22 protein-coding genes and 3 pseudogenes are annotated in these 25,285 nt (G+C 67.4%); 15 read left to right on the forward strand and 10 right to left on the reverse strand.

Going from position 1 to position 25,285, the window contains the following annotated elements; genetic code table 11:
- Window positions 1-31: 31 nt before the first annotated feature.
- Window positions 32-592, reverse strand: a complete 561-nt coding sequence (locus ACHMXE_RS08630; RefSeq protein WP_057589786.1) for a MarR family winged helix-turn-helix transcriptional regulator — start codon at window positions 590-592, stop codon at window positions 32-34.
- Between the two features lie 141 nt (window positions 593-733).
- On the opposite strand from ACHMXE_RS08630, the gene ACHMXE_RS08635 reads away from it, so the two are divergent.
- The 5 genes from ACHMXE_RS08635 to ACHMXE_RS08655 all read left to right on the forward strand — a co-directional run bounded on the left by ACHMXE_RS08635 (window position 734) and on the right by ACHMXE_RS08655 (window position 4,966).
- A complete protein-coding gene (locus ACHMXE_RS08635; protein ID WP_057589787.1) occupies window positions 734-1,192 on the forward strand; it encodes a VOC family protein in 459 nt (152 codons plus the stop codon).
- A 24-nt stretch (window positions 1,193-1,216) separates the two neighbouring features.
- Window positions 1,217-1,903 carry a flavin reductase family protein gene (locus ACHMXE_RS08640; RefSeq protein WP_057589788.1) on the forward strand — a complete coding sequence of 229 codons (687 nt, stop codon included), beginning with the start codon at window positions 1,217-1,219 and terminating at the stop codon, window positions 1,901-1,903.
- A 10-nt stretch (window positions 1,904-1,913) separates the two neighbouring features.
- Entirely contained in the window at window positions 1,914-2,717 is an 804-nt protein-coding gene (hpaH, locus tag ACHMXE_RS08645) for a 2-oxo-hept-4-ene-1,7-dioate hydratase (protein WP_395345634.1), read from the forward strand.
- Window positions 2,718-2,888: 171 nt separating this feature from the next.
- Entirely contained in the window at window positions 2,889-4,472 is a 1,584-nt protein-coding gene (locus ACHMXE_RS08650; protein WP_395345637.1) for a 4-hydroxyphenylacetate 3-hydroxylase family protein, read from the forward strand.
- Between the two features lie 179 nt (window positions 4,473-4,651).
- The gene (locus tag ACHMXE_RS08655) at window positions 4,652-4,966 is read left to right on the forward strand and encodes a flavin reductase family protein (protein WP_395345639.1); all 315 of its coding nucleotides are present in this window, start codon (window positions 4,652-4,654) and stop codon (window positions 4,964-4,966) included.
- A gap of 74 nt (window positions 4,967-5,040) precedes the next feature.
- Here the strand turns inward: ACHMXE_RS08655 and ACHMXE_RS08660 are convergent, their stop codons facing one another.
- The gene (locus ACHMXE_RS08660; protein WP_395345642.1) at window positions 5,041-5,979 is read right to left on the reverse strand and encodes a LysR substrate-binding domain-containing protein; all 939 of its coding nucleotides are present in this window, start codon (window positions 5,977-5,979) and stop codon (window positions 5,041-5,043) included.
- A 219-nt stretch (window positions 5,980-6,198) separates the two neighbouring features.
- Between ACHMXE_RS08660 and ACHMXE_RS08665 the strand changes: the two are divergent.
- A pseudogene (locus ACHMXE_RS08665) lies at window positions 6,199-9,130 on the forward strand (FAD-binding and (Fe-S)-binding domain-containing protein).
- 19 nt (window positions 9,131-9,149) lie between these two features.
- Entirely contained in the window at window positions 9,150-10,073 is a 924-nt protein-coding gene (locus ACHMXE_RS08670) for a dihydrodipicolinate synthase family protein (protein ID WP_395345645.1), read from the forward strand.
- Window positions 10,074-10,088: 15 nt separating this feature from the next.
- Here ACHMXE_RS08670 and ACHMXE_RS08675 read toward each other — a convergent pair whose 3' ends face one another.
- On the reverse strand, window positions 10,089-10,937 hold the full coding sequence (locus tag ACHMXE_RS08675) for a helix-turn-helix domain-containing protein (protein ID WP_395345648.1): 849 nt from the start codon (window positions 10,935-10,937) through the stop codon (window positions 10,089-10,091).
- A gap of 170 nt (window positions 10,938-11,107) precedes the next feature.
- On the opposite strand from ACHMXE_RS08675, the pseudogene ACHMXE_RS08680 reads away from it, so the two are divergent.
- The 5 genes and pseudogenes from ACHMXE_RS08680 to ACHMXE_RS08700 all read left to right on the forward strand — a co-directional run.
- Window positions 11,108-11,590: pseudogene (locus ACHMXE_RS08680) on the forward strand (ATP-binding cassette domain-containing protein); the annotation flags it as partial.
- Window positions 11,591-12,066: 476 nt separating this feature from the next.
- A complete protein-coding gene (locus ACHMXE_RS08685) occupies window positions 12,067-12,657 on the forward strand; it encodes an ATP-binding cassette domain-containing protein (protein ID WP_395345651.1) in 591 nt (196 codons plus the stop codon).
- An 18-nt stretch (window positions 12,658-12,675) separates the two neighbouring features.
- The gene (locus ACHMXE_RS08690) at window positions 12,676-13,761 is read left to right on the forward strand and encodes an ABC transporter permease (protein ID WP_395345654.1); all 1,086 of its coding nucleotides are present in this window, start codon (window positions 12,676-12,678) and stop codon (window positions 13,759-13,761) included.
- Between the two features lie 192 nt (window positions 13,762-13,953).
- Window positions 13,954-14,928 (forward strand): substrate-binding domain-containing protein, encoded by a 975-nt coding sequence (locus ACHMXE_RS08695; RefSeq protein WP_395345657.1) that lies wholly within the window; start codon window positions 13,954-13,956, stop codon window positions 14,926-14,928.
- Between the two features lie 118 nt (window positions 14,929-15,046).
- Entirely contained in the window at window positions 15,047-16,294 is a 1,248-nt protein-coding gene (locus ACHMXE_RS08700; protein WP_395345660.1) for an LVIVD repeat-containing protein, read from the forward strand.
- 38 nt (window positions 16,295-16,332) lie between these two features.
- On the opposite strand, the gene ACHMXE_RS08705 is transcribed toward ACHMXE_RS08700, so the two are convergent.
- Entirely contained in the window at window positions 16,333-17,244 is a 912-nt protein-coding gene (locus tag ACHMXE_RS08705; protein WP_395345663.1) for a bestrophin family protein, read from the reverse strand.
- Window positions 17,245-17,372: 128 nt separating this feature from the next.
- Here ACHMXE_RS08705 and ACHMXE_RS08710 point away from each other — a divergent pair, with 128 nt between their 5' ends.
- A complete protein-coding gene (locus ACHMXE_RS08710; RefSeq protein WP_395345666.1) occupies window positions 17,373-17,828 on the forward strand; it encodes a hypothetical protein in 456 nt (151 codons plus the stop codon).
- Between the two features lie 28 nt (window positions 17,829-17,856).
- On the opposite strand, the gene ACHMXE_RS08715 is transcribed toward ACHMXE_RS08710, so the two are convergent.
- The 6 genes from ACHMXE_RS08715 to ACHMXE_RS08740 all read right to left on the reverse strand — a co-directional run bounded on the left by ACHMXE_RS08715 (window position 17,857) and on the right by ACHMXE_RS08740 (window position 23,647).
- Complete coding sequence (locus ACHMXE_RS08715) at window positions 17,857-18,888, reverse strand: esterase (RefSeq protein WP_395345669.1); 1,032 nt, start codon at window positions 18,886-18,888, stop codon at window positions 17,857-17,859.
- Between the two features lie 74 nt (window positions 18,889-18,962).
- Window positions 18,963-19,256 (reverse strand): YciI family protein, encoded by a 294-nt coding sequence (locus tag ACHMXE_RS08720; protein WP_395345672.1) that lies wholly within the window; start codon window positions 19,254-19,256, stop codon window positions 18,963-18,965.
- A gap of 13 nt (window positions 19,257-19,269) precedes the next feature.
- The gene (locus ACHMXE_RS08725) at window positions 19,270-20,238 is read right to left on the reverse strand and encodes a tripartite tricarboxylate transporter substrate binding protein (RefSeq protein ID WP_395345675.1); all 969 of its coding nucleotides are present in this window, start codon (window positions 20,236-20,238) and stop codon (window positions 19,270-19,272) included.
- Between the two features lie 39 nt (window positions 20,239-20,277).
- Entirely contained in the window at window positions 20,278-21,183 is a 906-nt protein-coding gene (locus ACHMXE_RS08730) for an SMP-30/gluconolactonase/LRE family protein (protein WP_395345678.1), read from the reverse strand.
- Between the two features lie 174 nt (window positions 21,184-21,357).
- On the reverse strand, window positions 21,358-22,071 hold the full coding sequence (locus tag ACHMXE_RS08735) for a hypothetical protein (RefSeq protein ID WP_395345681.1): 714 nt from the start codon (window positions 22,069-22,071) through the stop codon (window positions 21,358-21,360).
- A gap of 70 nt (window positions 22,072-22,141) precedes the next feature.
- Entirely contained in the window at window positions 22,142-23,647 is a 1,506-nt protein-coding gene (locus tag ACHMXE_RS08740; protein WP_395345684.1) for an MFS transporter, read from the reverse strand.
- Between the two features lie 138 nt (window positions 23,648-23,785).
- Between ACHMXE_RS08740 and ACHMXE_RS08745 the strand changes: the two genes are divergently transcribed.
- Together ACHMXE_RS08745 and ACHMXE_RS08750 are read left to right on the forward strand one after the other, a co-directional pair.
- Window positions 23,786-24,706 (forward strand): LysR substrate-binding domain-containing protein, encoded by a 921-nt coding sequence (locus ACHMXE_RS08745; protein WP_395345687.1) that lies wholly within the window; start codon window positions 23,786-23,788, stop codon window positions 24,704-24,706.
- A 205-nt stretch (window positions 24,707-24,911) separates the two neighbouring features.
- Window positions 24,912-25,217: pseudogene (locus tag ACHMXE_RS08750) on the forward strand (SDR family NAD(P)-dependent oxidoreductase); the annotation flags it as partial.
- Window positions 25,218-25,285: the final 68 nt, after the last annotated feature.

Below are 25,285 nucleotides of genomic sequence, written 5' to 3' on the forward strand. Positions count from 1 at the left end.
GCGAGCCTCGATGGGACCGACAGCCGGCTGCTCAGCTGCCGTGCGCCTTCAAGTGAACCCAGACCTTGCCGAGAATGGCTTGCAGGGTCTCGCATTCCTTGGCCGTCAGCGCAGAGGCAATCGTCTCGCAAGCGTGCCAGAAATGCGGTAGCGCCTCGTTGAGAAGCTTGCGCCCGCTTGGCGTGAGTTCAAGCAGCAGGCTGCGGCGATCTTCGGTGTGCGAACGCCGGGCCAGGAGCTTTCGGTCTTCCAGCCAATCGAGCAGGCCGGTCACGCTGGAGCGGGTCACGTCAAAGTATTCGGAGATATAGCTCGGTGTCAGCGCCTTGACCTCCAGGAGGCCTCGCTCGGCCAGTCCGAAGAGCATCAGGATGTCGAACTTCTTTTCCGTCACACCGAACGCCGCGAGCCGCGCGTTGACGGAAGCCGTGACGTCGTCGCTGAGCCAGAGCATCAGCAGACCGGCCGCGGCGAACTTGGGGTTGAGCTCCCTGGAACTCGTCTGCTTGAGCAATTCGAGGTGCGGCGCCGCGGCCTGCGCCGCGCTGCGCTCGATGGGGTCCGCCTTGGCGGCTCGGTTCTGCGCTTTCATGTGAATCCGATCCTAGCAGAGCACTCGGGAAATCCCTGAGGCAAACAAATAGTACGGCACACGTATCATTCGTCTACCGTACTAAATGGCCGAGGCATCCCGCCTCGACCGCTTCGGCTCTTCACAACCTCAAGGATCGCCATGCCCATCAAAGTTCTGGAACTGCACCACGTCGGATTCGGTGTCAGCAATGCTGTCGCCGACGAGATGCGCGACTTCTATCAAGACCTGCTTCAGTTGCCGCAGGACGAGACGCGTTGGAACATCCCCGGCATTCACGGGTACTGGATCAATCTGCCCAACGGCACCCAGGTCCACATCCTCGGCAGCGATGGTCCTTCTCCTTATGCCAAGGGTCCGGGGCAGGACCCCGTGAAGAACCACATCGCCGTCGGCGTGGAGGATGTGCTGGCGGCCGAAGAGGAGTTGATCCGTCGGGGTGTCGGCTACTTCACGCTCGACAACGTGGCTTCGCCGAGCCTCAAGCAGCTGTTCATCCACGACCCGGCGGGGAACATGGTGGAGATCCACCAGAAGAACGCCCGCCGTCCCGGCGTGCCGCAAGGCCAGGCTCAAGCCGATGCCGGCAGCAAGGCCTGAGCCCACGGTTCGAAGCGAGTCGGCATGTACTTCTCACTCCCGGAACTCAGCGCGGAGCAGCGCAACAAGCTGCTGCATTCGACGATCGTTCCGCGTCCGATCGCGTGGATCGTCACACGCAATCCGTCGGGCGCGGTGAACGTCGCACCCTTTTCCTTCTTCAACGTGCTGGCTGGCGATCCTCCGATCCTTTGCGTATGCATCGGTTCGCGCCAGGGCCGACTCAAGGACACGGCACTGAACATCGCCGCCACGGGGGAGTTCGTCGTCAACCTGGTGTCGGCGTCACAGGCGCGGCGCATGAACGTGACCGCGATCGAATTCCCCCAAGAGGTGGATGAAGCGGCCGAGGCAGGGCTGCAACTGGTCGATTGCCGCAGCGTCGGCGTGCCCCGCATCGAGGACAGTCCTGCGTCCTACGAATGCCGCACCCGGCAGAGCATCGACATCGACGGCCGCCGCAGCCTGGTCATCGCGGACATCGTGGGGGCCTACATCACCGACAAGGCCATCGTCGATCGGGAGGCCATGCACTTCGATCCGGTACCGATGGATCTCATTGCACGGCTTCACAACCCCGGCTGGTATTGCCAGGTCAAGGACCCGTTCCAACTGGTGACGCCGTCCGTCGATCGTTGGGAAGCGATCAAGCGGGCCGACCCTGCGCTGGCATCGCTGCGCGCGCCCGTGGGCGACGGCGATCGAGCCTGAGGAGACGCGCATGCTTTCAGCAGAACTGATCCGCAGCCTGGCGTTGGAGCTCCACGGCAGCGAGAAGTCCCGCGTGCAGGTCGAGCATTTCTCCAAGCGCTTCGCGGACATGGGCATCGAGGACGGGTATGCCATTGCACGCGAATGGATGAAGCTCAAGCGCGGCGAAGGACGCACGGTGAAGGGCCACAAGATCGGATTGACCTCGCGTGCCATGCAGCAGGCAAGCCAGATCACCGAGCCCGACTACGGCACCTTGCTCGACGACATGTTCTTCGAGCAGGGCGGCGACATTCCCTTCGAGCGCTTCATCGCGCCGCGCATCGAGGTCGAACTGGCCTTCGTGCTCGGCCGGAGGCTGCAGGGACCGGGAGTCACGCTCGTCGACGTGCTCGCCGCGACGGACTACGTCGTGCCGGCGATCGAGATCATCGATGCGCGCATCGAGCAGTTCGACCGCGATTCCCGGGCGATGCGCAAGGTGTTCGACACCATTGCCGACAACGCGGCGAACGCGGGCATCGTGCTCGGTGGCCGGCCGGTCAAACCCGATGCCGTTGATCTGCGCTGGGTCTGCGCGCTGCTGCACCGGAACGGCGTGATCGAGGAGTCGGGCGTGGCCGCGGCGGTGCTCAACCACCCGGCCACCGGCGTGGCCTGGCTGGCGAACAAGCTCGCGCAATGGGACGAGCACCTCGCGGCCGGCGAGGTGGTGCTTTCCGGCTCCTTCACCCGACCTGTCGCCGGCCTCAAGGGCGACAGCTTCCACGCGGACTATGGACCGCTCGGCTCGGTGAGCTTTCGGCTGGCTTAGGCACAGCGCCTCTTTTCAAGCTATTCGCGACCTGGAACTGCAGGAGCCCGCGCTCCTGCAGCGGGAGTGGTGCGTCCATCGAGGACGCGCCAGGCGATTTCGATTCGTGTGGCAGATAGTAAGTCACACGAAACATGTTGGGGACCGATGAACTTTCACAAGGAGAACGCAATGAACCGATCGATGAACGCAGAGGCCTTCCAGGGCAAGGACCTGTCCGGATTTCTCAAGGGCGAAGGCCACGAGGGGATCTACACGGGCGACGAGTACCTGCGCAGCCTGAACGACGGACGCGAAGTCTGGATCAATGGAGAGCGCGTCGCCGACGTGGTGAGTCACCCGGCGTTTCGCAATGCCGCCCGCATGACGGCGCGCCTGTACGACGCCATGCACGATCCGCAGCGCCGTGCGCTGATGACCGTGCCGATCGAGGGCAGGGAGGGCTATGTGACGCATCGCTTCTTCCAGGCGCCGCGCAGCGTGCAGGAGCAGGTGGCCAGCCGCGATGCCATTGCCGAATGGTCGCGCATGACCTTCGGCTGGATGGGCCGCACGCCCGACTACAAGGCAGCGTGGATCGGCACGCTGGGCGCCAACGAGGGCGCCTATGCCGAGTACCAGCCGAACGCCGACCGGTGGTACGACTTCTCGAGGCGCCGCGTGCCCTACATCAACCATGCCATCGTGAACCCGCCCGTCGATCGCTCGCTGCCGGTCGAGCAGTCCGACGTCTTCATCCGCGTGGAGCAGGAGACCGACGCCGGCCTGATCGTGAGCGGTGCCAAGGTCGTTGCCACGGGCGCGGCGCTCACGCAATGGACGTTCGTGGGCCACTACGGCGTGGTGCACAAGGACAAGCGGTTCTCGCCGATCTTCATCGTGCCCACGGGCGCGCCCGGCGTGAAGCTGATCTGCCGCAACTCCTACGAACAGGCCGCGGCCGTGATGGGCAGTCCGTACGACGCGCCGCTGTCGAGCCGGCTGGACGAGAACGACTCGATCCTGATCCTGGACAAGGTCTTCGTTCCGTGGGAGGACGTGCTGATGTACGGCGTGGACCTCTCGAACACCTTCATCAAGCAGTCAGGCTTCCTCGGGCGCACCCTGATGCACGGGTGCACCCGGCTGGCCGTGAAGCTCGACTTCATCGTCGGCCTGTTCCTCAAGGCGGTCGAGATCACGGGATCGAAGGAGTTCCGCGGCGTGCAGGCGGCCGTGGGCGAGGCCATCGGGCTGCGCAACGTGATGTGGGGCCTGTCCGATGCCATGGCGAATTCGGCGCAGCCCTGGGGCGACGGCTACTGCGCGCCGAACGTGCACACGGCGCTCGGCTACAGGACCATCCAGTCCGATGCCTATTCCCGCGTTCGCGACCTCATCCAGAAGACCGTCGCCAGCGGCCTGATCTATCTGCCGTCGCATGGCGCCGACTTCAAGAATCCCGCCATCCGCGGCTACCTGGACCGCTATGTGCGCGGTTCCAACGGGATCGACGCGCAAGAGCGGGTGAAGGTGCTGAAGCTGCTCTGGGACGCGGTCGGCTCCGAGTTTGCGTCGCGGCACGAACTCTACGAGATGAACTATTCCGGCAGCTACGAGCAGAGCCGGCTCGACCCGCTCACGGTCGCCGAACACAGCGGCTTGACGGACCGGATGAAGGGCTTTGTCGACCAATGCATGTCGGAATACGGGCTCGACGGCTGGCTGGCGCCGGACCTTCGCGCCGCCGGCGAGGCGGTGCGGGGAGGCCTCTGAGATGAGCAGCCAGATCGCTCCCGCCGACTTCCGGCGAGCCATGGCAAGCTTCGCGACCGGCATCACGGTGATCGCCGTGGACGGGAGCGACGGGGTGCACGCCATGACCGCGAGCGCCTTCATGTCGGGGTCGCTCGCCCCCGCCCTTGGTGGTGCTGTGCGTCGATCGCAAGAGCCGCATGCACGACCTCCTGCTCGGCGCGGATCGCTTCGGCGTGAGCGTGCTGAATGCCGCGCAGCAGGAGGTCAGCAGCCACTTCGCGAACCAGGCCAGGGCGCCCGAGGCACCGCGCTTCAGCCATCAATGGGGCGCACCCGTCCTGCAGCAGGCGCTCACGCGGATCGTGGCCGCGCACGAGTCGCATCATGACTGCGGGGACCACACGCTGTTCGTCGGACGCGTGGAGCAGGTCGGCCACGAAGGCGGGCCGCCGCTGCTGCACTTCGGGGGGCGGTATCACCGGTTGGCCGGCCTCGAGCCGGCGACGGCGTAGGCGCGCTGCCGTGGCGGCCAGGCGAAAGCGCCAGCCGTGGCATCGATCCGTGGTTCCGAGGTCCTCTGGCGAGATCACGCGGGCGTGAGCGGGATAGGCTGATCCTGCGCACGCCGCGGCGATCCATCGCGCTGTTCCAGAAGCCAGTCCCGAAACGCCATGATGGGCCGCAAGGAGAGCTTCTCCGGGGGAATGAACAAGTGGTATGCGGCGCCGGTCCTCAGGGGAAGGTCGAAGGCCGTCTCCAGCACGCCGTTTCGAAGCTCGTCCTCGACGAGGAAGGCCGGAAGCAGCCCCACGCCGATGCCCGAGGCCACCGCCTGGATCAGGTGCGAGGTCAGTTCGAACTGCGGACCCAGCCGCATCCGGTTGACGGGCAATCCCTGCGACACGAACCAGTCCTTCCAGACATAGGGGCGAGCAGCAACGAGCAGCAGCAGGTGCTGCGAGATGTCCGCGGGCGACTTCATGGGAAGTGCCTTGCGCAATGCGGGACTGATCACGGGGACGACGACTTCGTCGATCAGCGGATAGGACACCAGCCCGGGCCGGACGCCGTCGCCCACGCCGATGGCGGCATCCATGCCCGCGAGTGCCAGATCGAACTCTTTCACGCGCGAGTGCATGTGCACGAGGATGCCCGGGTGGGCGCCATAGAACGAGTTCATCCGCGGCATGAGCCACTTTGCCGCGAAGGTCGGTAGCGACGCCAGGTGCAGCGAGCCTCCGCCCGTGCGGTACGCGATGGCCTGCAGCGAGGCACTGCTGATGCGCTGCAGTGCGCCACTAACTTCTCGCTGGTACATCGCACCGGTGTCGGTCAAGGCGATCTTGCGGCCTTCACGACGGAAGAGGGGAACCTCCAGCAGCTCTTCGAGTGCCTGCACCTGCCTGCTCACGGCACTTTGCGTCAACGACAACTCGGCTGCCGCCCTCGTGAAGCTGAGGTGGCGCGCGGCGGCCTCGAAAGCCACCAGCAAGGACATGGACGGTGTCAGGCGTCGAGGATTCATTCATAAAGCTCATGCATTAACTGCAGAACATACGTTTTTCCTCGGCGGAGGTAAAGGGGAGACTTGGTGGCTGGTCGATACCGTAATTCCGGCTCATTCGAATAGCGAATGCAAAGCAAGAGATAGATCCATGAACCCCAACCCCTGCGAACCCATTTTTCTCGCCTCCAGCGATGCTGGCCTGGGCGCGTCTTGCGTGCGGCGCACCACGCCCGAAGCATGACGATGATCTCCTCGCCCCAGCAATGGGCCGCGCTCGAAAGGGAGCTTCGCGCCGCGCTCGGTGCCTCGGTACGTTTCGACGACGGCCATCGGGCGGTGTATGCCTCCGATGCATCCAACTACCGCCAGGTGCCCATCGGCGTGGTGGTGCCCCGATCCATCGACGAGTTCGCCGAGGGCGTCGGGATCTGCCATCGGCACCAGGCACCGGTTCTCCTGCGCGGTGGCGGCACTTCGATGGGAGGACAAACAGTCAACGTCGCGGTCGTGTTCGATCTGTCGGCCTTCTGCGACGACATCCTGGCACTCGACCCGGTCGCCGGGACTGCGCTGGTGGAGCCGGGTGTCGTCTGCGACAAGCTCATCGCCGCCGCGGAGATGCACGGCCTGACATTCGCACCCGACCCGTCGACCCACAGCCGCTGCACGCTGGGCGGGATGATCGCCAACAACTCATGTGGGCCGCATTCCGTGATGGCTGGCAAGACGCTCGAGAACGTCGAGGCGCTGGAGGTCATGACCTACGACGGGGCGCGCTTCTGGGTCGGTCCGACCTCGGAAGAAGAACTCTCGCGGATCATCGCGGCCGGTGGACGCCAGGGCGAGATCTACGCGAAGTTGCGCGACTTGCGTGATCGCTATGCAGCGCTGATACGCGGCAAGTTTCCGGACATCAAGCGCCGCGTCTCCGGCTACAACCTCGACCAGCTGTTGCCCGAGAACGGCTTCAACGTAGCGCGGGCACTCGTCGGCACCGAAGGAACCTGCGCGCTGACCTTGCGTGCCAGGGTGCGGCTGGTGAGGAGCCCACCCCGGCGCGTCGTGTTGGTTCTCGGATTCCCGGACATCTACGTCGCGGCCGATGCGGTGCCCGAATACCAGCGTTTCTCGCCCATCGCCATCGAAGGACTGGACCGCGCCATCATCCGCGGGCTGCAGGCGCGGAACCTGGCGCAGGCCGAGATCGACCTGCTGCCCGAAGGCGATGCCTGGGTCATGATCGAGTTCGGTGCCGATTCGCTCGAAGACGCGACGGCGCAAGCGCAACGAGCGGCCGCCTATTTCAGCGAGCGCCCGACGGGTCCTCGTCCCCTCCAGCTGGGTCGTATCCGATCCCGCCATGCAGCGGCGCATGTGGTCGATTCGCGAGAACGGCGCCTCGGCCACGCAGCTGTCTATCGACCCCTCCATCCCCGACCCGCAAGTCGGGTGGGAAGACGCGGCGGTCGACCCGCTTCGGCTGGGGGACTATCTGCGCGCCTTTCAGGCCCTGGTCGACCGCTACGGCTACCGCACATCCCTATTCGGTCACTTTGGCGATGGCTGCGTGCATGCGCGCATCACGTTCAACCTTCGCACGGTCGAAGGGGTGGCGCAGTTCCGCGCCTTCATCCGCGAAGCCGCGCAGCTCGTCGTCGATTGCGGCGGGTCGCTCACGGGCGAGCACGGCGACGGCCAGGCGAGGGCCGAGTTCCTGCCGATCATGTTCGGCGAGGAGCTCATGGATGCTCTGCGCGAATTCAAGCGCATCTGGGATCCGTCGAATCGTCTCAACCCTGGCAAGGTCGTCGATGCCTATCGTGTCGACGACAACCTTCGCATGGGGCCGCGCTACAAGGTCGTGAAGCTGCAGACGCGCATGGACTTCCGCGGTGCCGAAGGCGACGGGTTCCAGCGGGCCGTGGAGCATTGCGTGGGCATGGGGCGCTGCCGCAGCACGCAGGCCAACACGATGTGCCCGAGCTACCGGGCGACCAAGGAAGAGCGATTTTCCACACGGGGACGTTCGCGGCTGTTCTGGGAAATGCTACAAGGCGATCTCGTGAAGGAGGGCTGGAACAGCGAGCCGCTGAAGGAGGCGCTCGACACCTGCCTGGCCTGCAAGGGCTGCAGGAGCGACTGCCCGACACACACGGACATGGCGTCGTTCAAGGCGGAGTTCCTGTCCCATTACTACGAGCAGCACATGCGTCCGCGCCAGGCGATGACCATGGGGCGCATCGGCGACTGGGCGCCGCTGGCCGGCAAGTTGCCGTGGTTGGCGAACCTGCTGACCCAGACGCCGGGCCTGTCCTCCATCGCCAAGCGGATGGCTGGCGTGGCCGCGGATCGCGACATGCCCAGATTCGCCGCGAAGACGTTCCGCCGCCTGAGCAGGGCGAGGAAGCCCGCCGATTTGACGCGTCAGCGCAAGGTCATCCTGTGGGTGGATACCTTCTGCGAGCACTTCCATCCCGAAGTGGCGAGCGCCGCGGTCGAAGTGCTGGCGGATGCCGGCTTCGAGGCGACGCTTCCAGCGACACCGCTGTGCTGTGGCCGACCGCTCTACGACTTCGGCTATCTGGACCTGGCGCGCGAGAAGCTGCGCAAGACGCTCGCGGTGATCGACCGGCAGCTGAACGAAGCCGGCGACGGCCCGGTGGCCGTGGTCGGCCTCGAGCCGGGCTGCATGTCGGTCTTCAAGGACGAACTGCTCAAGATGTTTCCCGACGACGCGCGCGCCAGGCGCCTGGCCGACAGCGTCTGCCTGCTGGGCGACTTCCTTCACGACCATGGCTATCAGCCCGCGCGCATGGAGGTCGATGTGCTGGTGCACGCGCACTGCCATCAGAAATCCCTTTTCGGCACGAAGGGGGAGGTGGCGCTTCTGCAAGCCATGGGGGCGCGGGCGGTCCATCTGGACAGCGGATGCTGCGGCATGGCCGGCTCCTTCGGGTTCAACCCGGAGCACATCGAGATATCGAAGGCGGTCGGCGAACTCGTGCTGCTGCCTGCGGTGCGAGCGGTCGGCGCCGACACCGTGATCCTCACGAATGGCTTCAGCTGCCGCGAGCAGATCCGGCAGGGGACGGGCCGCGAAGTGCTGCACCTCGCCGAGTTCCTCCTCGCGGCGCTGCATCGCAGAGCCCAGAGCACGTCCACCGTTTGAAGCAAAGGCCGACACGACCATGACCGACAGAATCCGAGGCGTTCTCGCGCCGGTGCTGACGCCTTTCAACGCGAAGCTCGAACCCGATGTCCAGCGCTTCATCGCGCACTGCCGCTGGCTGCTCGGCCACAACGCCGGCCTTGCGGTCTTCGGCACCAATTCGGAGGCTGCGTCGATCACGGCCGCCGAGCGAATGGCGTTGACCGACGCGTTGCTCGAAGCGGGCCTGCCGGCCGGCCGAATGATGCCCGGCACGGGGGCGTGCGCGTTGCCCGAGGCGGTCGCGCTCTCGCGACATGCCAGCAAGGCCGGTGCCGCGGGGTTGCTGGTGCTGCCGCCGTTCTTCTTCAAGGGCGTCTCCGAAGATGGCGTGTTCGCCTATTACGCGGAGATCATCGAACGCGTGGGGAGCGGCTGTGCGCGGATCTACCTCTATCACATACCCCAGCTCACCTGCGTGCCCATCACGCTCACGTTGATCGAGCGGCTGCTCGGGCGCTACCCGGAGGTGATTGCCGGCGCGAAGGATTCATCGGGCGACTGGGCCAATACCAAGGCAATGATCGACAACTTCGCGGGCGCCGGCTTCGACGTGTTCCCGGCCAGCGAATCGTTTTTGTCGGCGGCCCTGCCCATCGGTGGCGCCGGCTGCATCAGCGCCACGGTCAACGTGAATCCTGCGGGTATTCATCGCGTGTTCGAAGGTTGGCGCGGCGCCGAAGCCCCGCGGCTTCAGTCGAGTGCCGATCGTGTTCGCAAGGTGTTCCAGGGCCCCCACATGATCCCGGCGATGAAGCAGGTCCTGGCCAGCTGGTCGGGGGATCCGCAATGGGCGACGGTGCGCCCCCCGCTCGTTGAACTCGACAAGGCAACCGGTGACAGGGTCATTGCCGAGTTGAACGCCATGGCCTTCGACATGCAGGGCTACCCGGGCGCTCGATAGCAAGGCACGGCTTGGCTACGGTCCCACCGCGAGCGCGCTGCCGCTGCTGAAAAAGTCCTTGGTGTAGGCACTGGGCGTTTTGCCCGTGAACGAGGTGAACGCGAGCGTGAACGCCGCCACGCTGTTGAAGCCGACCTCGAGCGCCGTCTGCGTCACGGACAACCGTCTGAGCGTCAGCAGCTCGATGGCGCGGGCCATTCTCAACTCCTTGAGAAAGCGTCGCCAGCTCATGCCGAGTTCGTCCTGGAAGTGGCGACGCAACGTGCGCACCGAAGTGCCGGCGGCCTCCGCCGCGAGCTCGATCGTTACCGACTCGAGCCGCGTCCGGCTGTAGGCAATGGCCCGTTTCAGTTCGACCGATTCGCCGAATGGAATCCACATCATGCGGGAGCACTGGAACCATTCCTTGCAAAGAAGGCTCAGCGCGTTGAAGTACGCGTTGGCGACCGGATCGTCCGCGGCGCGGTCGCGTCCCCAGCGCAGCGCATAGCCGAGCATTTCCTTGGCGAGGCTGTTCGTGGGTGCCGCCCAGCAGCCTTCGTGTTCCCACACGGTGTGCTGCGCGCTCAGGTGCACCACGCCGACCACCGCATCCGCGCTCGTGTAGATGCGATACGGCCTGCCGTGCGGCACGAAGATCATGTGCGCTGGCAGCAGCGTCCATTGGCCGTGCGGCCCTTCGATCTTCACGCTGCCCTGCTCGATGCACAGGATCTTGTTCTTGGGGTCGCCCAGCGAGCCGATGCGCAGCTTCCCGGGTTTGACCTTCTCCACGCACTCCGCGAATTCATCGGTGCACTTGAACGGATTGCCGGGGTCGTCCTGCGGCATTTCCCAGTCGGCGCGGGCGCAGTCGGTGCTCATTGCGGATGTCTCCAGGTGCGTCTGGGTCGCGCGATGTCTGGCCGTATTTCGATGATCGCGTGGCCGTTTTTAGATTGAAGCCTTTTGGGGCGTCACCGAATAATACTAAAAACAAAAATAGAACCGCTAAAGAACTGAATTCGGCCAAAAAGCCAGCCACGGAGCGAGACATGACAGCAACCCATCCCCGCGAGAAGGAGCCCACCCTCTCGCAACCTGCCCCGATCCTCGCGGTAAAGCACATCGGCAAGCGCTTCAACGGCGTGCCGGTCCTCAAGGACATCAGCTTCGACGTCCACCCGGGCGAGATCGTCGCGCTGCTCGGCGAGAACGGCGCGGGCAAGTCGACCTTGATCAAGATCCTCGCGGGCGTGCACGAGCCGTCTTCTGGGGGCCTGCTGTTCCGAGGCAAGCCGGTCGATGCGCGGGTCATGCACGGCCAGCTTGCCTTCGTGCATCAGGATCTCGGGCTCGTCGACTGGATGACGGTCGCGGAGAACATCGCGCTCGCGACCACGTACGCCAGCCGCCATGGACTGATCGCGTGGAAGCAGGTCCGCGAACGGGCACGCGAAGCGCTGGCGCTGGTGGGTGGCGACATCGACCCCGACCAGCGCGTGGCATCGTTGTCGCGTGCCGAGCGATCGCTGGTCGCCGTTGCGCGCGGCCTGTCCAGCCGCGCCGACCTGTTGGTGCTCGATGAGCCGACAGCCAGCCTGCCCGAGAGCGAGGTGCAGCAACTGCACCAGGTGCTGCGCAAGCTGCGTGCTCAGGGCGTCGCGATGATCTACGTGTCGCATCGGCTCGACGAAGTGTTCGCGCTGTCCGACCGGATCGTGGTGCTACGCGACGGCAGCCGGGTGGCGGATCAACCCACGCATGCGACGCAGCCCGCCGAGCTGATCCGCCACATCGTCGGCAGGGAACCCGACTCGGTCTTCGTGCGCCCGCCGGTGACCGCGGTCGCGCCCGTTGCCTTGTCGGTACGCCGGATGTGCACTGAAGATGCCGGTCCGCTGAGCTTCGATGTGCGGCGCGGCGAGATCCTGGGCCTCGTGGGCCTGCGTGGCGCGGGGCATGACAACGTGGGCAAGGCGTTGTTCGGCGCCGAGCCGATTTGTCGGGCACGGTGCTGCTCGACGGGCAACAGGCCGACCTGTCGACGCCGAGCGCCGCATTGCGCAGTGGTCTGTGCCTCGTGGCGGGAGACCGCTACGGCGAGTCGATCGCGCCGGGGCTCAATATTCGCGAGAACCTGTTCCTCAATCCGAAGGCCACGGGGCGTACGCCGTTCGCGCTGCGCTCGGCGGCGAGCGAAGCCGACGAGGCGCTGGAGCTCGGGCGGCGCGTGGCGCTCAGGCCCAACGATCCCAACGCGCTGATCGAAACCCTGTCGGGCGGCAACCAGCAGAAGGTGGTGATTGCGCGCTGGCTGCGCATCGGCGCGCAGGTGCTCGTTCTCGAGGACCCGACGGCCGGCGTCGACATCGGAGCGAAGGCCGAGATCTACCGGCTCCTGGGCGACGCGGTGCGAACCGGCATGGCCGTGATCCTGATCTCATCGGACTTCGAGGAAACCGCACAGATCTGCCATCGCGCACTGGTCTTTCGCAACGGCGCCATCGCGCGCGAACTGCCGCTCGAGCAACTGAGCGTTTCCGAGCTGCTGCATTGCGCATCGCTCGACTACGGCGTCGCGCCGTCCTGCCCCCTTCATTGAACGCCCGAGGTCTTCACCATGCAATCACTCAAGTCCAATGCGCTCGAACCCACACAGCGCGAACTGGCTGCCCTGCCGCCGCTGTCTCGTTTCACGCGGCTGCTGCCCGTCTTCGGGCTGCCGATCCTTACCTTCCTGCTGGTCGCGCTTTTCACTGTCACGCTGCCGGACACCTTTCCCACGCTGCTCAATGCGCGATCCATCACCGGAGACAAATCGATCATCGCGATCCTTGCGCTCGCAGCCATGATCCCGATGGCCACCGGACGCATCGATCTGACCGTGGGCTACGGCATCGTGATGTGGCACATCCTGGCCATCAGCCTGCAGACGGTGTACGGCTTCGACTGGCCGGTGGCGGTGCTGGTCGTGCTCGCGCTCGGTGCACTGCTGGGGCTCGTGAACGGCATGCTCGTGGAGATCGCGCAGATCGACTCGTTCATCGCGACGCTCGGGACCGGCACGGTGCTGTATGCCCTGGCCATGTGGCACACGGGCGGCAGGCAGGTGATCGGTACGCTGCCCGTTGCGTTCACTTCGATCTTCTCGACCTCGCTGTTCGGACTGCCCATCGCGACCACCTATGTGATCGTGCTCGCCATCGTGTTGTGGATCGCGGCGGACTACCTGCCGATCGGCCGTTACTTCTACGCCATCGGTGCCAACCCGCGTGCCGCCGCGCTCAATGGCATACCGACGCGACGCTACGTGATGCTGGCGTTCGTGGGTTCGGGCGTGCTGACCGCGTTCGCCGGCGTGGTGCTCGCAGCCAAGCTGCGCATCGGCCAGGCCAGTGTCGGTCTCGACTACCTGTTGCCTGCGCTGGTCGGTGCCTTCCTGGGGTCGACCACCATCAAGCCGGGCCGCGTGAATGTCTGGGGCACGGTGTTCGGCGTGGCGATCCTCGCTGTGGGCATCGCGGGCATTCAGCAGATGGGCGGTGATTTCTATGTCGAGCCGCTCTTCAACGGCGCCACGCTGCTGGTCGCCATCGGCATTGCGGGCTACGCCCAGCGCCGCCGCCGGAGCCCGCGCCGCGGCCCCGCCGGCAACACGCCCGTCGCGGCGCAGGCAGCAGAGGGCGGTGGATCCCGCCGCCGCTGAAGCACATCGAGCCCCCCAACCACCGCGCCATTCCCCAACCAAGAGCCAAACCGGAGACATCATGAAACGAGCACGCATTCTTTCTGCCACGGCGATCCTGCTGGCCAGCCTGTCGGCCCATCTTCATGCCGCGGACGACATCGTCGCGCAGGCAAAGGCGTACACCGCGGAGGCGACGAAGTCCAGCCTGCCGTGGTCAGGCCCGACCACCGGACCGGTGGCCCAAAGAACAAGACGATCGTGTTCGTCTCGGCAGACCAGCGCGACAGTGGTCCGCGCGGCGTTGCGCAGGCCGTGCAGCAGGCGGCAAAGGCGATCGGATGGACCTATCGGGTCATTGATGGCCAAGGCTCCATCTCCGGTCGCTCCGCGGCGCTGAACCAGGCCATCGCGCTCAAGCCCGACGGCCTCGTGCTGGGCAGTGTCGATGCCAAGGAGCAATCGGCGCTGATCCAGCAGGCCGCCTCCAGCGGGATCAAGATCGTGGGCTGGCATTCGTCGGCGAAGCCCGGTCCCGCCCCTCAACAGGGAATCTTCACCAACCTGACCACCGATCCCCTGGACGTCGCGAAGGCCGCCGTGATGTACGTGATCGCGCAGTCCAACGGCAAGGCCGGCGTCGTCATCATGACCGACTCGACCTATGAGGTCGCCACCGCCAAGGCGGATGCAATGGCCGCCTTGGTGAAGCAGTGTTCGGGGTGCCAGCTTCTGAAGATCGAGGACACGCCGCTGTCGGATACGGCGGCCCGGATTCCGCAGCTCTCCGCGACGCTGCTTCAGCGCTATGGCGCGAAATGGACCTGGGCCCTGACCATCAATGACATGCCGTTCGATTTCATGTCGCCGACGTTGCAGCAAGCCGGTTACAAGGGAACGGGTCCGCTGCTCGGTGTGTCCGCGGGCAACGGCAGCGAGTCCGCGTTCCAGCGCATCCGCAACAACGACTACCAGGCGGCCACCGTTGCCGAACCGGTTTCGCAGCAGGGCTGGCAGGCCGTCGACGAGTTGAATCGCGCATTCGCCGGTGCTCCCGCGACCGGCTACACCTCACCGGTGCACCTCGTCACGCACGCCAACATCGGGCTCGAAGGCGGCAAGGACAACGTCTACGACCCCGACAACCGTTACCGCGACATCTATCGCCAGATCTGGAAGACGAAGTAGGCGTTCCTTCCCGAGCATCGCCGCGAATCGCGTTGGCTTTCGTTGGCCTTCGTCGGCTCTCGGCGGTGCGTCGCAAACAACCCGCACCCATATTCAGCAGATGACAAAGACATCCACCATGACTCCAGACTTCGCGCGCAATCTTCGCCTGGTCGGGCACAGCGACCAAGGCGGCCGGGCAGACGGCGTGCAACTGATGGTTCATCGCGGCTACGCGTACATCGGGCACATGTTTTCCAAGGGCTTCAGCGTGGTCGACGTGCGCGACCCTCGAAACCCTCGGAACGTTGCCTACCAGCCGGCACCACCGAACACCTGGAACATCCATCTGCAGACCCATGATGATCTCCTGCTGGTGATCAATGCGAAGGACATGTTCGCGGCCGACGAGTTTCAGGACGAGCGCGAATACTATCAAGGCGAATTGGGTCGCAAGGTGGGCACCGCACAGCCCAGCCGCAACGCGAGAAACTGGCGCGCCGGTCTTGCCGTCTACGACATTTCAAAGGGAGACAGCCCTCGCGAGATCGGGTTCATGCCCATCGAGGGTGGGGGTGTGCATCGCGTCTGGTACACGGGGGGACGCTGGGCCTACGCGTCGGCGCTGATCGACGGCTTTTCCGATTACATGTTCATCACGATCGACATGTCGGATCCGACGCAGCCTCGAGAAGCGGGTCGATTCTGGCTTCCGGGGATGAACATCGCGAGCGGCGAAGCGCCTTCATGGGATGCGTCTCGACGCTGCGGATTGCATCATCCCATCGTGCACGGTGACACCGCGTACTGTGCATGGCGCGATGCGGGCCTTGTCGTGCTCGACGTGAGCGATCGATCGAAGCCGAGCTTGCTCGCACATCGAAACTGGTCGCCCCCGTTCGGAGGCGGAACGCACAACTGCCTGCCGTTGCCGGACCGCGATCTGCTGGTCGTGCTGGATGAAGCGGTGCTCGACCACCAGGAGGATGGCGAGAAGCCGATCTGGATCTTCGATGTGCGCGAACCGTCGAATCCCGTCAGCATCTCCACCTTTCCCAGCCCTCGCGAGGCCGACTACAAGCGCAAGCCGGGCCATTTCGGCCCGCACAACCTGCACGAGAACCGGCCCGGAAGCTTCGTGAGCTCGGAGCTGATTTTTGCGACATACCAGAACGCCGGGGTTCGGGTGTTCGATATTCGCGACCCCTTTCAACCGCTCGAGGTCGGCGCCTTCGTTCCGCCGCAACCGGAGCAACTGATGGATCGTCGACCGAACAGGGCGAAGGTGATTCAGTCCTGCGATGTGTTCGTCGATGCTGGCGGGCTGGTCTATTCGACGGATTACAACGGCGGGCTCTACATCCTGGAGTTCGACGGGCTTCGCTAGGAAGATCGGCGCCGCCCGTGACCGTTGGCTCACGCCGCTTATGTCTGCACGTACCCCACGCCCTTCGCGCTCGGCGCCGGCAGCGTCTCGCCCATCATCTCGCGCACGCTCGCCTCGATGGTGTCCGACATCGCATCGAGCGCGAGGTCGTTGGGCTCCATGCCGAAGGGCTCCTCGATCTCCGCGCCGAGCGCCTCGAGCGCGAAGAAGGTGTAGGCGATGAAGGCCACCACCACCGGCGTCATCGCGCCGATCGCATCGACCAGCCCGAAGGGCAGCAGCACGCAATAGAGGTAGATGGTGCGGTGGATGATGACCGCATAGGTGAACGGGATCGGCGTGCCCGCGATGCGCTCGCAGCCACCCAGGGCCTCGGTGAGCCGGCCCAGCGGCAGCTCGATGGCCGGCGCGAGCTCGGGCGCGAGCCGGCCCTGCAGGCGCTGCGCCTGCAGCCATTCGCCGACCATCAGCAGCAGCACGGCGGGCTTGAAGCGCACGGACCGCAGCCGCGCGCAGTCTGCTTCCGGCAGCAGGCGCGCGAGGTCGGCCGCGGCATCGGTGCCGCGCAGTTGATGCCGCAGCGCATGCACAAAGGCGATGAGCCGCGCGACCGGCAGTTCGGTGCCTTCGCGCGAGGGCAGCAGCGTGATCAGCTGGCGCACCAGCGTGCGCGTTTCGTTGAGCAGCGTGCCCCAGAGCGTGCGCGCCTCCCAGTAGCGCGCGTAGCTCGTGCTGTTGCGAAAGCCCAGGAAGATCGCGAGCGTGAGCCCGATCAGCGAGAAGGGCACGAAGTTCAGCGGCACCTTCCAGTGGAACAGCCGGCCGTGCAGCACGGTCACGAGGATCGCGAAACCGGTGGTCCACAACAGCTGCGGCACGATCGACGACAGCACCGAGCCATGCCAGACGAACAGCATGCGCAGCCAGTGGGGACGGGGGCGGACGATCATGGGGCGGCCATTATCGCCACCGCCGCGGCCGGTGCGTCGTCGGCCTACAGGCGGCCCGCGCGGTGTTTGCAAGAATGCATCCGGCGATCTGTTCGTCGACCGATGAATGAACCAGGAGGAAGATTCGCATGCCACACCGTCTCTCATGGCCGGTTTCCGGCCTCGCCCTGCTCGGCGCCCTCGTCGCCTTCCAGGCGCGCGCACAGAGCGATGCCCAGGTCTACGACAACGCGATCGAGCAGGCGGCGCGCGTGTGCCCGGGCCACTCCGCCGAGCACACGCGGCCCGGCATCCGCGCCGTGGGCGTCGGTGCCCTGCGCGTGCTCGCGCAGCGCCGCATCACCATGTGCCCCGATCGCCGCCTCGACGCCGCCACGCCGGTGGTCTGGTATGGCCGCGCGGACGTCTTCGCGTGGAACCCCGAGGTCAAGGAGGCCGTGGCGCTGGTCGCGTCCAGGGTCGATGCGATGACCCGCAAGGACGAGTTCCCGGCCGACACGCTGGTATGGAGGGCCGACGGCAGCGAGGCCAGGGGCGTGACGGTGCCGATGTTCGAGCGCAGGGCGCGGCCCGCTGGCGGCTGAGGCACGCGGCCAGAGGCCGCGACCGCGCTCAGCGCATCAGACCGTTGCGCTTCATCCAGTCCTGGATCAACGCGGCGATCTGGTCGGAGTTGGTGTCCATCATCGTCATGTGGCTGTTGCCGCGGATGCCGATCTTCGGCAGGTCGATCCATTCGACCTTGCCGCCGCGCGCGTTGAGGTCGTCCGCGAAGGCACGCGAGGCCGGCTGCTGGCGGATCCAGATCTCCTGCTTGTCGACGTTGTCGCCCCAGATGATGAGCATCGGGATGTTCTTGAGGCTGTCGAGCGCGGGGCCGGGTGGCGGCGCGCCCGCGGGCTCGATGGCGATCACGGCGCGCAGCTTGTCCGGCGCGGCGAGCGCGGCCTGGAAGCCGAAGTTGCCGGCCTGGCTGTGCACCATGACCACCGCGGGTCCGACCTTCTGGATCTCGGCGTTGTAGGCCGCCAGCGTGGGACCGTCGTTCACGGTCCAGCGCGGCACGAACTGCTTGGCGAACTGGTCGAGGTAGGCGCCGGGGAACTTGCCCTCGGGATAGGCGGTGCGCTTGGCGGGATCGAGGCTGTACGAGCCCTCGGGTCCCATGCGGAAGGTCTCCCAGGCTTCCTTCTTGGTGCGGAAGAAGGGCGGGCCCTTGAAGATTTCGGGATAGCGCGCCCACGAGGCGCGGCCGCGCTCGACCGCGTCCGACACGTACACCGGATGGCCCTGGCGGAAGAAGTACTGCATCCAGCCGGGCTGCCCGTCGGGCTTGGTGTCCCAGGTCACGCCGGTGAGGCCGCCGCCGTGCCACATCAGCAGCGGGTACTTCGCGCGCGTGGGTTCGGGCACGAGGTACTGCACGTACATCTGCTCGACCTCGAAGTCGCCGTTGGGATCGACGCGCGTGGGCTTCGCGCCCTGCGTGAACACGCTCTCGGTGACGGGGTAGCCGTCGAGCGTGACCTGCCGGCCGCCGACGTGGAAGCTGCCGAACTCCTTGAGCACTTGCGCCTGTGCCGGCAGCGCCGCCGCGATGCACACGGCCGCGGCGGTGGCCGCGACTTTCCTGATTCGCTTCATGGTGTCTCCGTTGTCTGTGTCGGAAAAACGGGCGCGGTGAACGCCCGGTGCCGGTCACGCCGAGGCGGGACCGTTCACTTCGTGCGGCGGCGGTCGAGGAAGGCCTGCCGCCAGGGCATGACGCGCACCGAGGCGAACAGGCCGCCTTGCGCGAAGGGGTCGTCGCCGATGAAGCGTTCCGCGTCCGCGCGGTCGTCGGCGTCCACGATGATCAGCGCGCCGATCGCGCGGCCGTGCTCGTCGAGCACCGCGCCGCCGGCCAGCATGCGTTCCTGCCGCTCGCTCAGGTAGTCGAGGTGCGCCGGCTTGAGCGTTTCGCGCAACGCCTGTGCGTCGGGCTGGTCGAGCGCGAGGATGACGTAGGGCATGCGGCGCTCCGGCTCAGCTCGGCGTGATGCCGGCCTTGGCGATGATCTCGCCCCAGGTCTTCATCTCGCGCGCGATGAAGGCCTGGAACTCCACGGGCGTGCTGCCCACCGGCTCGGCACCGTTCACCGTCAGCGCCTCGCGCGTGGCGCGCGTCTGCAGGGCCTTGCGCACCTCGGTGCTCAGGCGCTCCACGATGGCCGCGTCGGTGCCCGCGGGCGCGAGCACGCCGGTCCAGGCGCTGACGTCGAAGGGCTTGCCCGTGGCCTCGGCGACGGTGCGCACCTCGGGCAGCGAGGGCGAGCGCCGCGCGGTCGATGCGGCCAGCGCGCGCAGCTTGCCCGACTTCACGAGCGGCGCCGCCGCGACCACGTTCGCGAACATCAGGTCGACGTGGCCGCCCATCAGGTCGGCCAGCGCGGGACCGGTGCCCTTGTAGGGCACGTGCGTCATCGTCACGCCCGACTGCAGCGCCAGCAGTTCCATCGAGAGGTGGTCGGCCGTGCCGCTGCCGGTGGAGGCGAAGGACAAACGCTTGGAACGCGCCGCCGCGAGCGCATCGTCGAAGGACTGGATCGACGAGGTGGACGAGGCCACCATGATGAATGGCGACTGCACCGCGAGGCCGATCGGCGCGAAGGCCTTCGCGGTGTCGAAGGGCATGCTCTTCATCATCCACGGGTTGGTGGCATGCGGCACGCTCGCGACCAGCAGCGTGTAGCCGTCGGGTGCCGCCTTGGCCACCAGCTCCGAGCCGATCAAGGTGCTGGCACCGGGCTTGTTGTCGACGAAGAAGGACTGGCCCATCGACTCCGACAGGCCCATCGCGATCGCGCGCGCCACCACGTCGGTGCCGCCACCCGCGGTGAAGGGCACGACCACGCGCACCTGCCGGCTCGGATAGGGTGTCGCGGCGCGCGCCGGCGGCAGGGCGGCGGCGGCGCAGGCGCCGGCCAGGGTGACGATGAATTCGCGGCGGATCATGGGAGTCTCCAGGGATGTTCTGGTGCGCGTGCCTCGGGGCTACGCGTTGAAATGCAGCCGCAGGCCCGGCGCGGGCCAGGGCAGCGAGGCGAGCTGTCCGGTGCCCGACAGCGTGACGTAGGCGGTCTGCATGTCGGGCCCGCCGAAGCAGAGGTTGGTGACGTAGCTGTCGGGGAAGATCACCTGCCGCAGCAGCGCGCCGTCGGGCGCGATGACCGAGACCGCGCCGGTGATCAGCGTGGCGACGCAGATGTTGCCGCCGGCCTCGAGCGCGAGGCTGTCGAAGCGCTGGAAGCCCGGCAAGCCGCAGACGATGCGCCCGCCATGCGGCGAGGGAAAGGGATGCTTGCGCACCACGCCGGGCTCGACGATGTCGAAGGCCCACAGCCGCGCCGTCTCGGTCTCGGCCACGTAGAGCTCGCGCGCATCGGGCGAGAGGCCGATGCCGTTCGGCGACAGCAGCGGATAGGCCACCTCGACGATGCGCGAGCCGTCGGGCAGCGCGTAGTAGACGCCGCCGGAGTCGCGCAGCCGCGCATGCTTCTTGCCGAAGTCGGTGAAGTAGAAGCCGCCGTGCGCATCGAACACGAGGTCGTTGGGCGACGACAGCCGATGGCCATCGCAGTGCGTGTAGAGCAGCGTGTGCTCGCCCGTGCGCAGGTCGAAGCGGCGGATGCTGCCGCCTTCGTAGTCGGCCGCGGGCCCGGTCGAGGTGAAGCGGCCCGGCGCATAGGCGCTGCCGCCGTTGTCGCAGACGTAGAGCGCGCCGTCGGGCCCGATCGCCGCGCCGTTCGGACCGCCGCCGCAGTCGGCGACGACGTGGCGCTCGCCATCGGGCGAGATCCGCACGACGTGGCCCGCGCGCATCTCGACCAGCAGCACCGAGCCGTCGACCAGCGCCACCGGCCCTTCAGGAAATTGCAGACCCTCGGCCAGAATTCTCATGCGTTCCTTCGTGCCGCCTTCGATGCCATGCGGCTCGAAAAGGGCTTGTCTCTCAATGATTCGAGCGCTGAAGATACGTGAGGGGCCGTGGCGGCTCAATCACAATTAACTCATGCGAGAAATGATCAAAAGTCATTGCTCGCGGACGCGAGCCGGGGCGATCGGACGGCGCGTTCAGACGGCGCGGATCCAGCGACCCGACGCGGGGTCCGGCGTCGCCGCTTCGCCGTTCACCAGCACCTGCTCTTGCGTCAGCCGCGATGCGGTCGAGGGATCGACGTCGAAGCGGATCCCCATCGCGCGGACCAGCGCCTCGTCCTCGATCGGCAGCTCCCAGGTCAGGAACACCTGCAGGGTGTCGCGCTCCGCGCCGAAGTCCGCGGCATCGAATCCCTTGCCATCGCGCCGGATCACGGCATGCGGCTGGCAGGTGTCGAACAGCATGACCGTGCCGCGCGCGAGCGGAAGGCGCACGCCGGCCGAGGGGAAGTGCACGTCGAGGCCGAGGTCCTCGCCGAGGAAGAGGTTGCAGAAGAGCGCGCCACCGTACTGCGCGCCGTCGTGGTGATAGCGCGCGCCGCGGCAGGCCATCAGTGCCACGTCGGCGTCGCCCGGCAGGCCGGGCAGTCCTCGTGATCGGGCCCAGTCGGCCACCGCCTGCACGCAGCGGCCGTAGTCGGGCCAGCGCGTTCTCGCGCGCGCCAGCGACAGGGGCTCGACGTCGCCGGGCTCGAGCATCAGCTGCGTGCTCGCGTCGCGCCGCCAGTCGGCGAGCAGGCGTGCCGGCGGCTCGGGAATCTCCAGCCGCGACGCGAGCACGACCTCGCTCACGCTGCGGCTGCGCAAGGCATCGCCGTGCCAGAAGCAGGAGGTCAGGCGCTCAGGCATGGCGAGGTGGGAAGGGGACGGGAACCATCGGCCGGCAGTGTAGGGCGCGATGGATTGCGGGGCCGTCCCTTCAGGTTCGCTCGGCGCGCCACCACGCCAGCACGGCGCCGAGCAGCACCCCCACGGCCAGCACCGCGGGCACGGACGCGATCGCACCGCGAAAGGCCTCGGCCGCCGCCGCGCCGCCCGAGGCCAGCGCGCCGAACTGCCCGGCCGCCACGGCGTTGAGCATCTCGCGCGTCACGGGCTCGTCGATGGCGGCCGCGAGCCGCGGCGCCAGCGCCTGCACCAGCACCGCGCCCGGCACGATGGCGCCGAGCGCATCGCCGAGCAGCCGCAGCACGTTGAAGGCGGCCGAGCCGGTGCCGGCCAGCGCGTTCGGCAGGCTGGCCATCGCGAGATAGTCGAGCAGGCCGTAGAGGCAGCCGGCGCCGCTGCCGCAGAGAGCCAGCGCCAGCCATTCGAGCGCGGCGGGACGCGAGAGATCGGTCCACGCCAGATACAACAAGCCCAGGCCGATCGCCATCGCAAGGCAACCGCCGACCAGCACGGGACGCGTGCCGATGCGCACGGCCAGGCGCGAGGCGAGGGCCGGCATCACCATCGCGGGCATCAGCAGCGCGAGCAGGGTGCGGCCCGCATGGTCCGCGTCGTGGCCGCGCGCGGCCTGCTGGTGCAGCGGCACGTAGATGAACATCGCGACCCACACCGTGGTGAACAGCAACGTGAGTAGGCAGGCGAACACGAAGCCGCGGTTGCGCAGCAGGGCGGGTGGCAGCAGCGGCGCCGGATGCCGGCGTTGCGAGCGCGCGAACAGCGACCCCGCGACCAGCGCGAGCGCCAGGCAGGCGAGCACGGCGCTCGCGCCCCACCCACGCTCGGCACCGAGGATGCCGAAGGCCATCGCGGCCGCGATGGTCGTGAAGCCCAGGACCGCGCCCACGAGATCGAAGCGCGTGTGCACCACCCGGCCCGCATGGCCGCGGAAATTCCACAGCGCCAGCACAAGCGCGGCCAGCACCAGCGGCAGATGGATCGCGAGCGCGGCGCGCCAGCCGCCCTGCGCGGTCGCGGCGCCCGACAGCAATGCGCCGAGCGTGAGCCCGACGCCACCACAGCTGCCGAGCCAGCCGAAGGCGCGCTTGCGTTCGGCCTCGCCATGGAACACGGCCGTGAGCGCGGCCGGTCCGCTGGCCGCGAGCAGCGCGCCACCGGCACCCTGGAGGAAGCGCGCGGCCAGCAGCCATTCGGTGCGCGTGGCCAGCACGGCCATCAGCGTGAAGGCGCCGAAGATCGCGCCGCCAGCGATGAAGCTGCGGCGTTGGCCGATGCGGTCGGCGAGCGCGCCGGCCGGCAGCAGGAAGGCGGCGAAGCTCAGCACGAAGAGGTTGAGCACCCATTGCAGCGCGCCGAAGCCGATGCCGAAGGCCGCGCCGATCGGCACCAGCGCCACGCCCGCGGCCGTGATCGACATCGCGATCGCGGCCATCGAGAGGCAGGCGGCGGCCAGGGTGGCGCCACGCGTGGCGGCATCGGCCGGGGCCGGCGTCGGGGTGGTGAGAATGGAGGTCGGCATCGGCGGGCGCATCGTCAAACCGCGCAGGCTACGCATTCGCGGCGGCGGCCGCGATACCGGCGCTGGCACGCCGCGTTGCAGCCGTGGAACGCCGCTCTGCGCCACGCTCGAGGCAAACGCAAGAAAGGCATCGACAGCATGTTGGAAGACCTCAACGACCTGCTCCTGTTCGCCCGCGTGGTCGAGGCGGGCGGCTTCTCGGCGGCCGAGCGCGAGACCGGCACGCCCAAGTCGCGCCTGAGCCGGCGCGTGGGCGCGCTCGAGAAGCAACTCGGCGTGCGGCTGATCCAGCGTTCGGCGCACCGCTTCCAGGTCACCGACGTGGGCGAGCGCGTCTACCGCCACGCGCGCAGCATGGCCGACGAGGCGCAGGCGGTGCGCGCCACCGTCGACGAGACGCTGGGCGAGCCAGCGGGGCCGGTGCGCATCAGCGCCTCGCCGGTGTCGGGCGAGCTGCTGCTCGGCGGCTGGCTCGGCGAGTTCAGCCTGCGGCATCCGAAGGTGCGCATCACGCTCGACCTGTCGAACCGCTTCGTCGACCTGCTGGGCGAGCGCATCGACCTCGCGATCCGCTATGCGAGCCAGCCGCTGGCCTCGGCCGACATCGTCGCCCGGCCGATCGGCGTGGGGCGCATGGAGCTGGTGGGCGCGCCCTCGCTGCTGGCGGCGCATGGCGAGCCCACCGAGCCGGCCGACCTGCATCGCTTTCCCGCGCTGGGCCAGGGCGGCGGGCCCGACAGCGTGCGGCCCTGGGCGCTGGTCGATGCCGACGGCCGGACGCTGCTGCACCATCCGCAGCCGCTCCTGATCAGCGACGACTACCAGGCCCTGCGCGAGGCCGCGCTGCGCGGCGCGGGCCTGGTGCAGCTGCCGATCGAGGCCTGCCGCGATGCGCTGGCCGACGGCCGGCTGCGCCGCGTGCTGCCCGGCCTGGCCTTCGCTGGCCACGCAGGCCTACGTGCTGTACCCGACCGCAAGGGCATGAGTTCCGCGGTGCGCGCCGTGCTGGCCTTGCTCGAGACCAAGTACCGCGAACTCGAGCCGCCCAGCGCGGGTTGACGAGAGCGCGCGCCGCGGCTGCTGGCGTTGCAGCGGCGGCAACGCCCCGTTGCGCCCGCATGGCTCGTGCAACGCGCCGCGCGGCCCTACCTTCGAAGCTTCCTTGTCATCCCTCTCCGCGGAGAAAGAAGCTTCCTCATGAACACACAGAACCAGAAGATCGCCGTCGTCTCCGGCGGCTGCGCGCCGGCTAGTCGGCACCGCCGTGGCGCGCCGCCTCGCGCGCGACGGCATCACCGTCGCGCTGCTGCACCGGAGCAATGCCGCCGCGGCCGAGGCCGTGGTGCGTGGCATCGTCGCCGAGGGCGGCCGCGCATCCGCGTTCCAGGCCGACGTCGCCGACGAGGCCGCGGCGAACGCCGCCGTGGCCGCCATCGCCGAGGCCTACGGCCACATCGACATCCTCGTGCATGCGGCCGGCACCTTCGTCGCGGCGCCGGTGGGGCGAGCTCACGCGCGCCATGTTCGTCGAGCAGATGGACACCCATGCGTGAGCACCATCGTGCTGACGCAGGCCGTGCTGCCGCACATCCCGAAGGCGGGCGGCGCCATCGTCAACGTGTCGACCGACCTGGTCCA

The organism is Variovorax sp. UC122_21 (genome assembly GCF_044056785.1).
Classification (GTDB): domain Bacteria; phylum Pseudomonadota; class Gammaproteobacteria; order Burkholderiales; family Burkholderiaceae_C; genus Variovorax.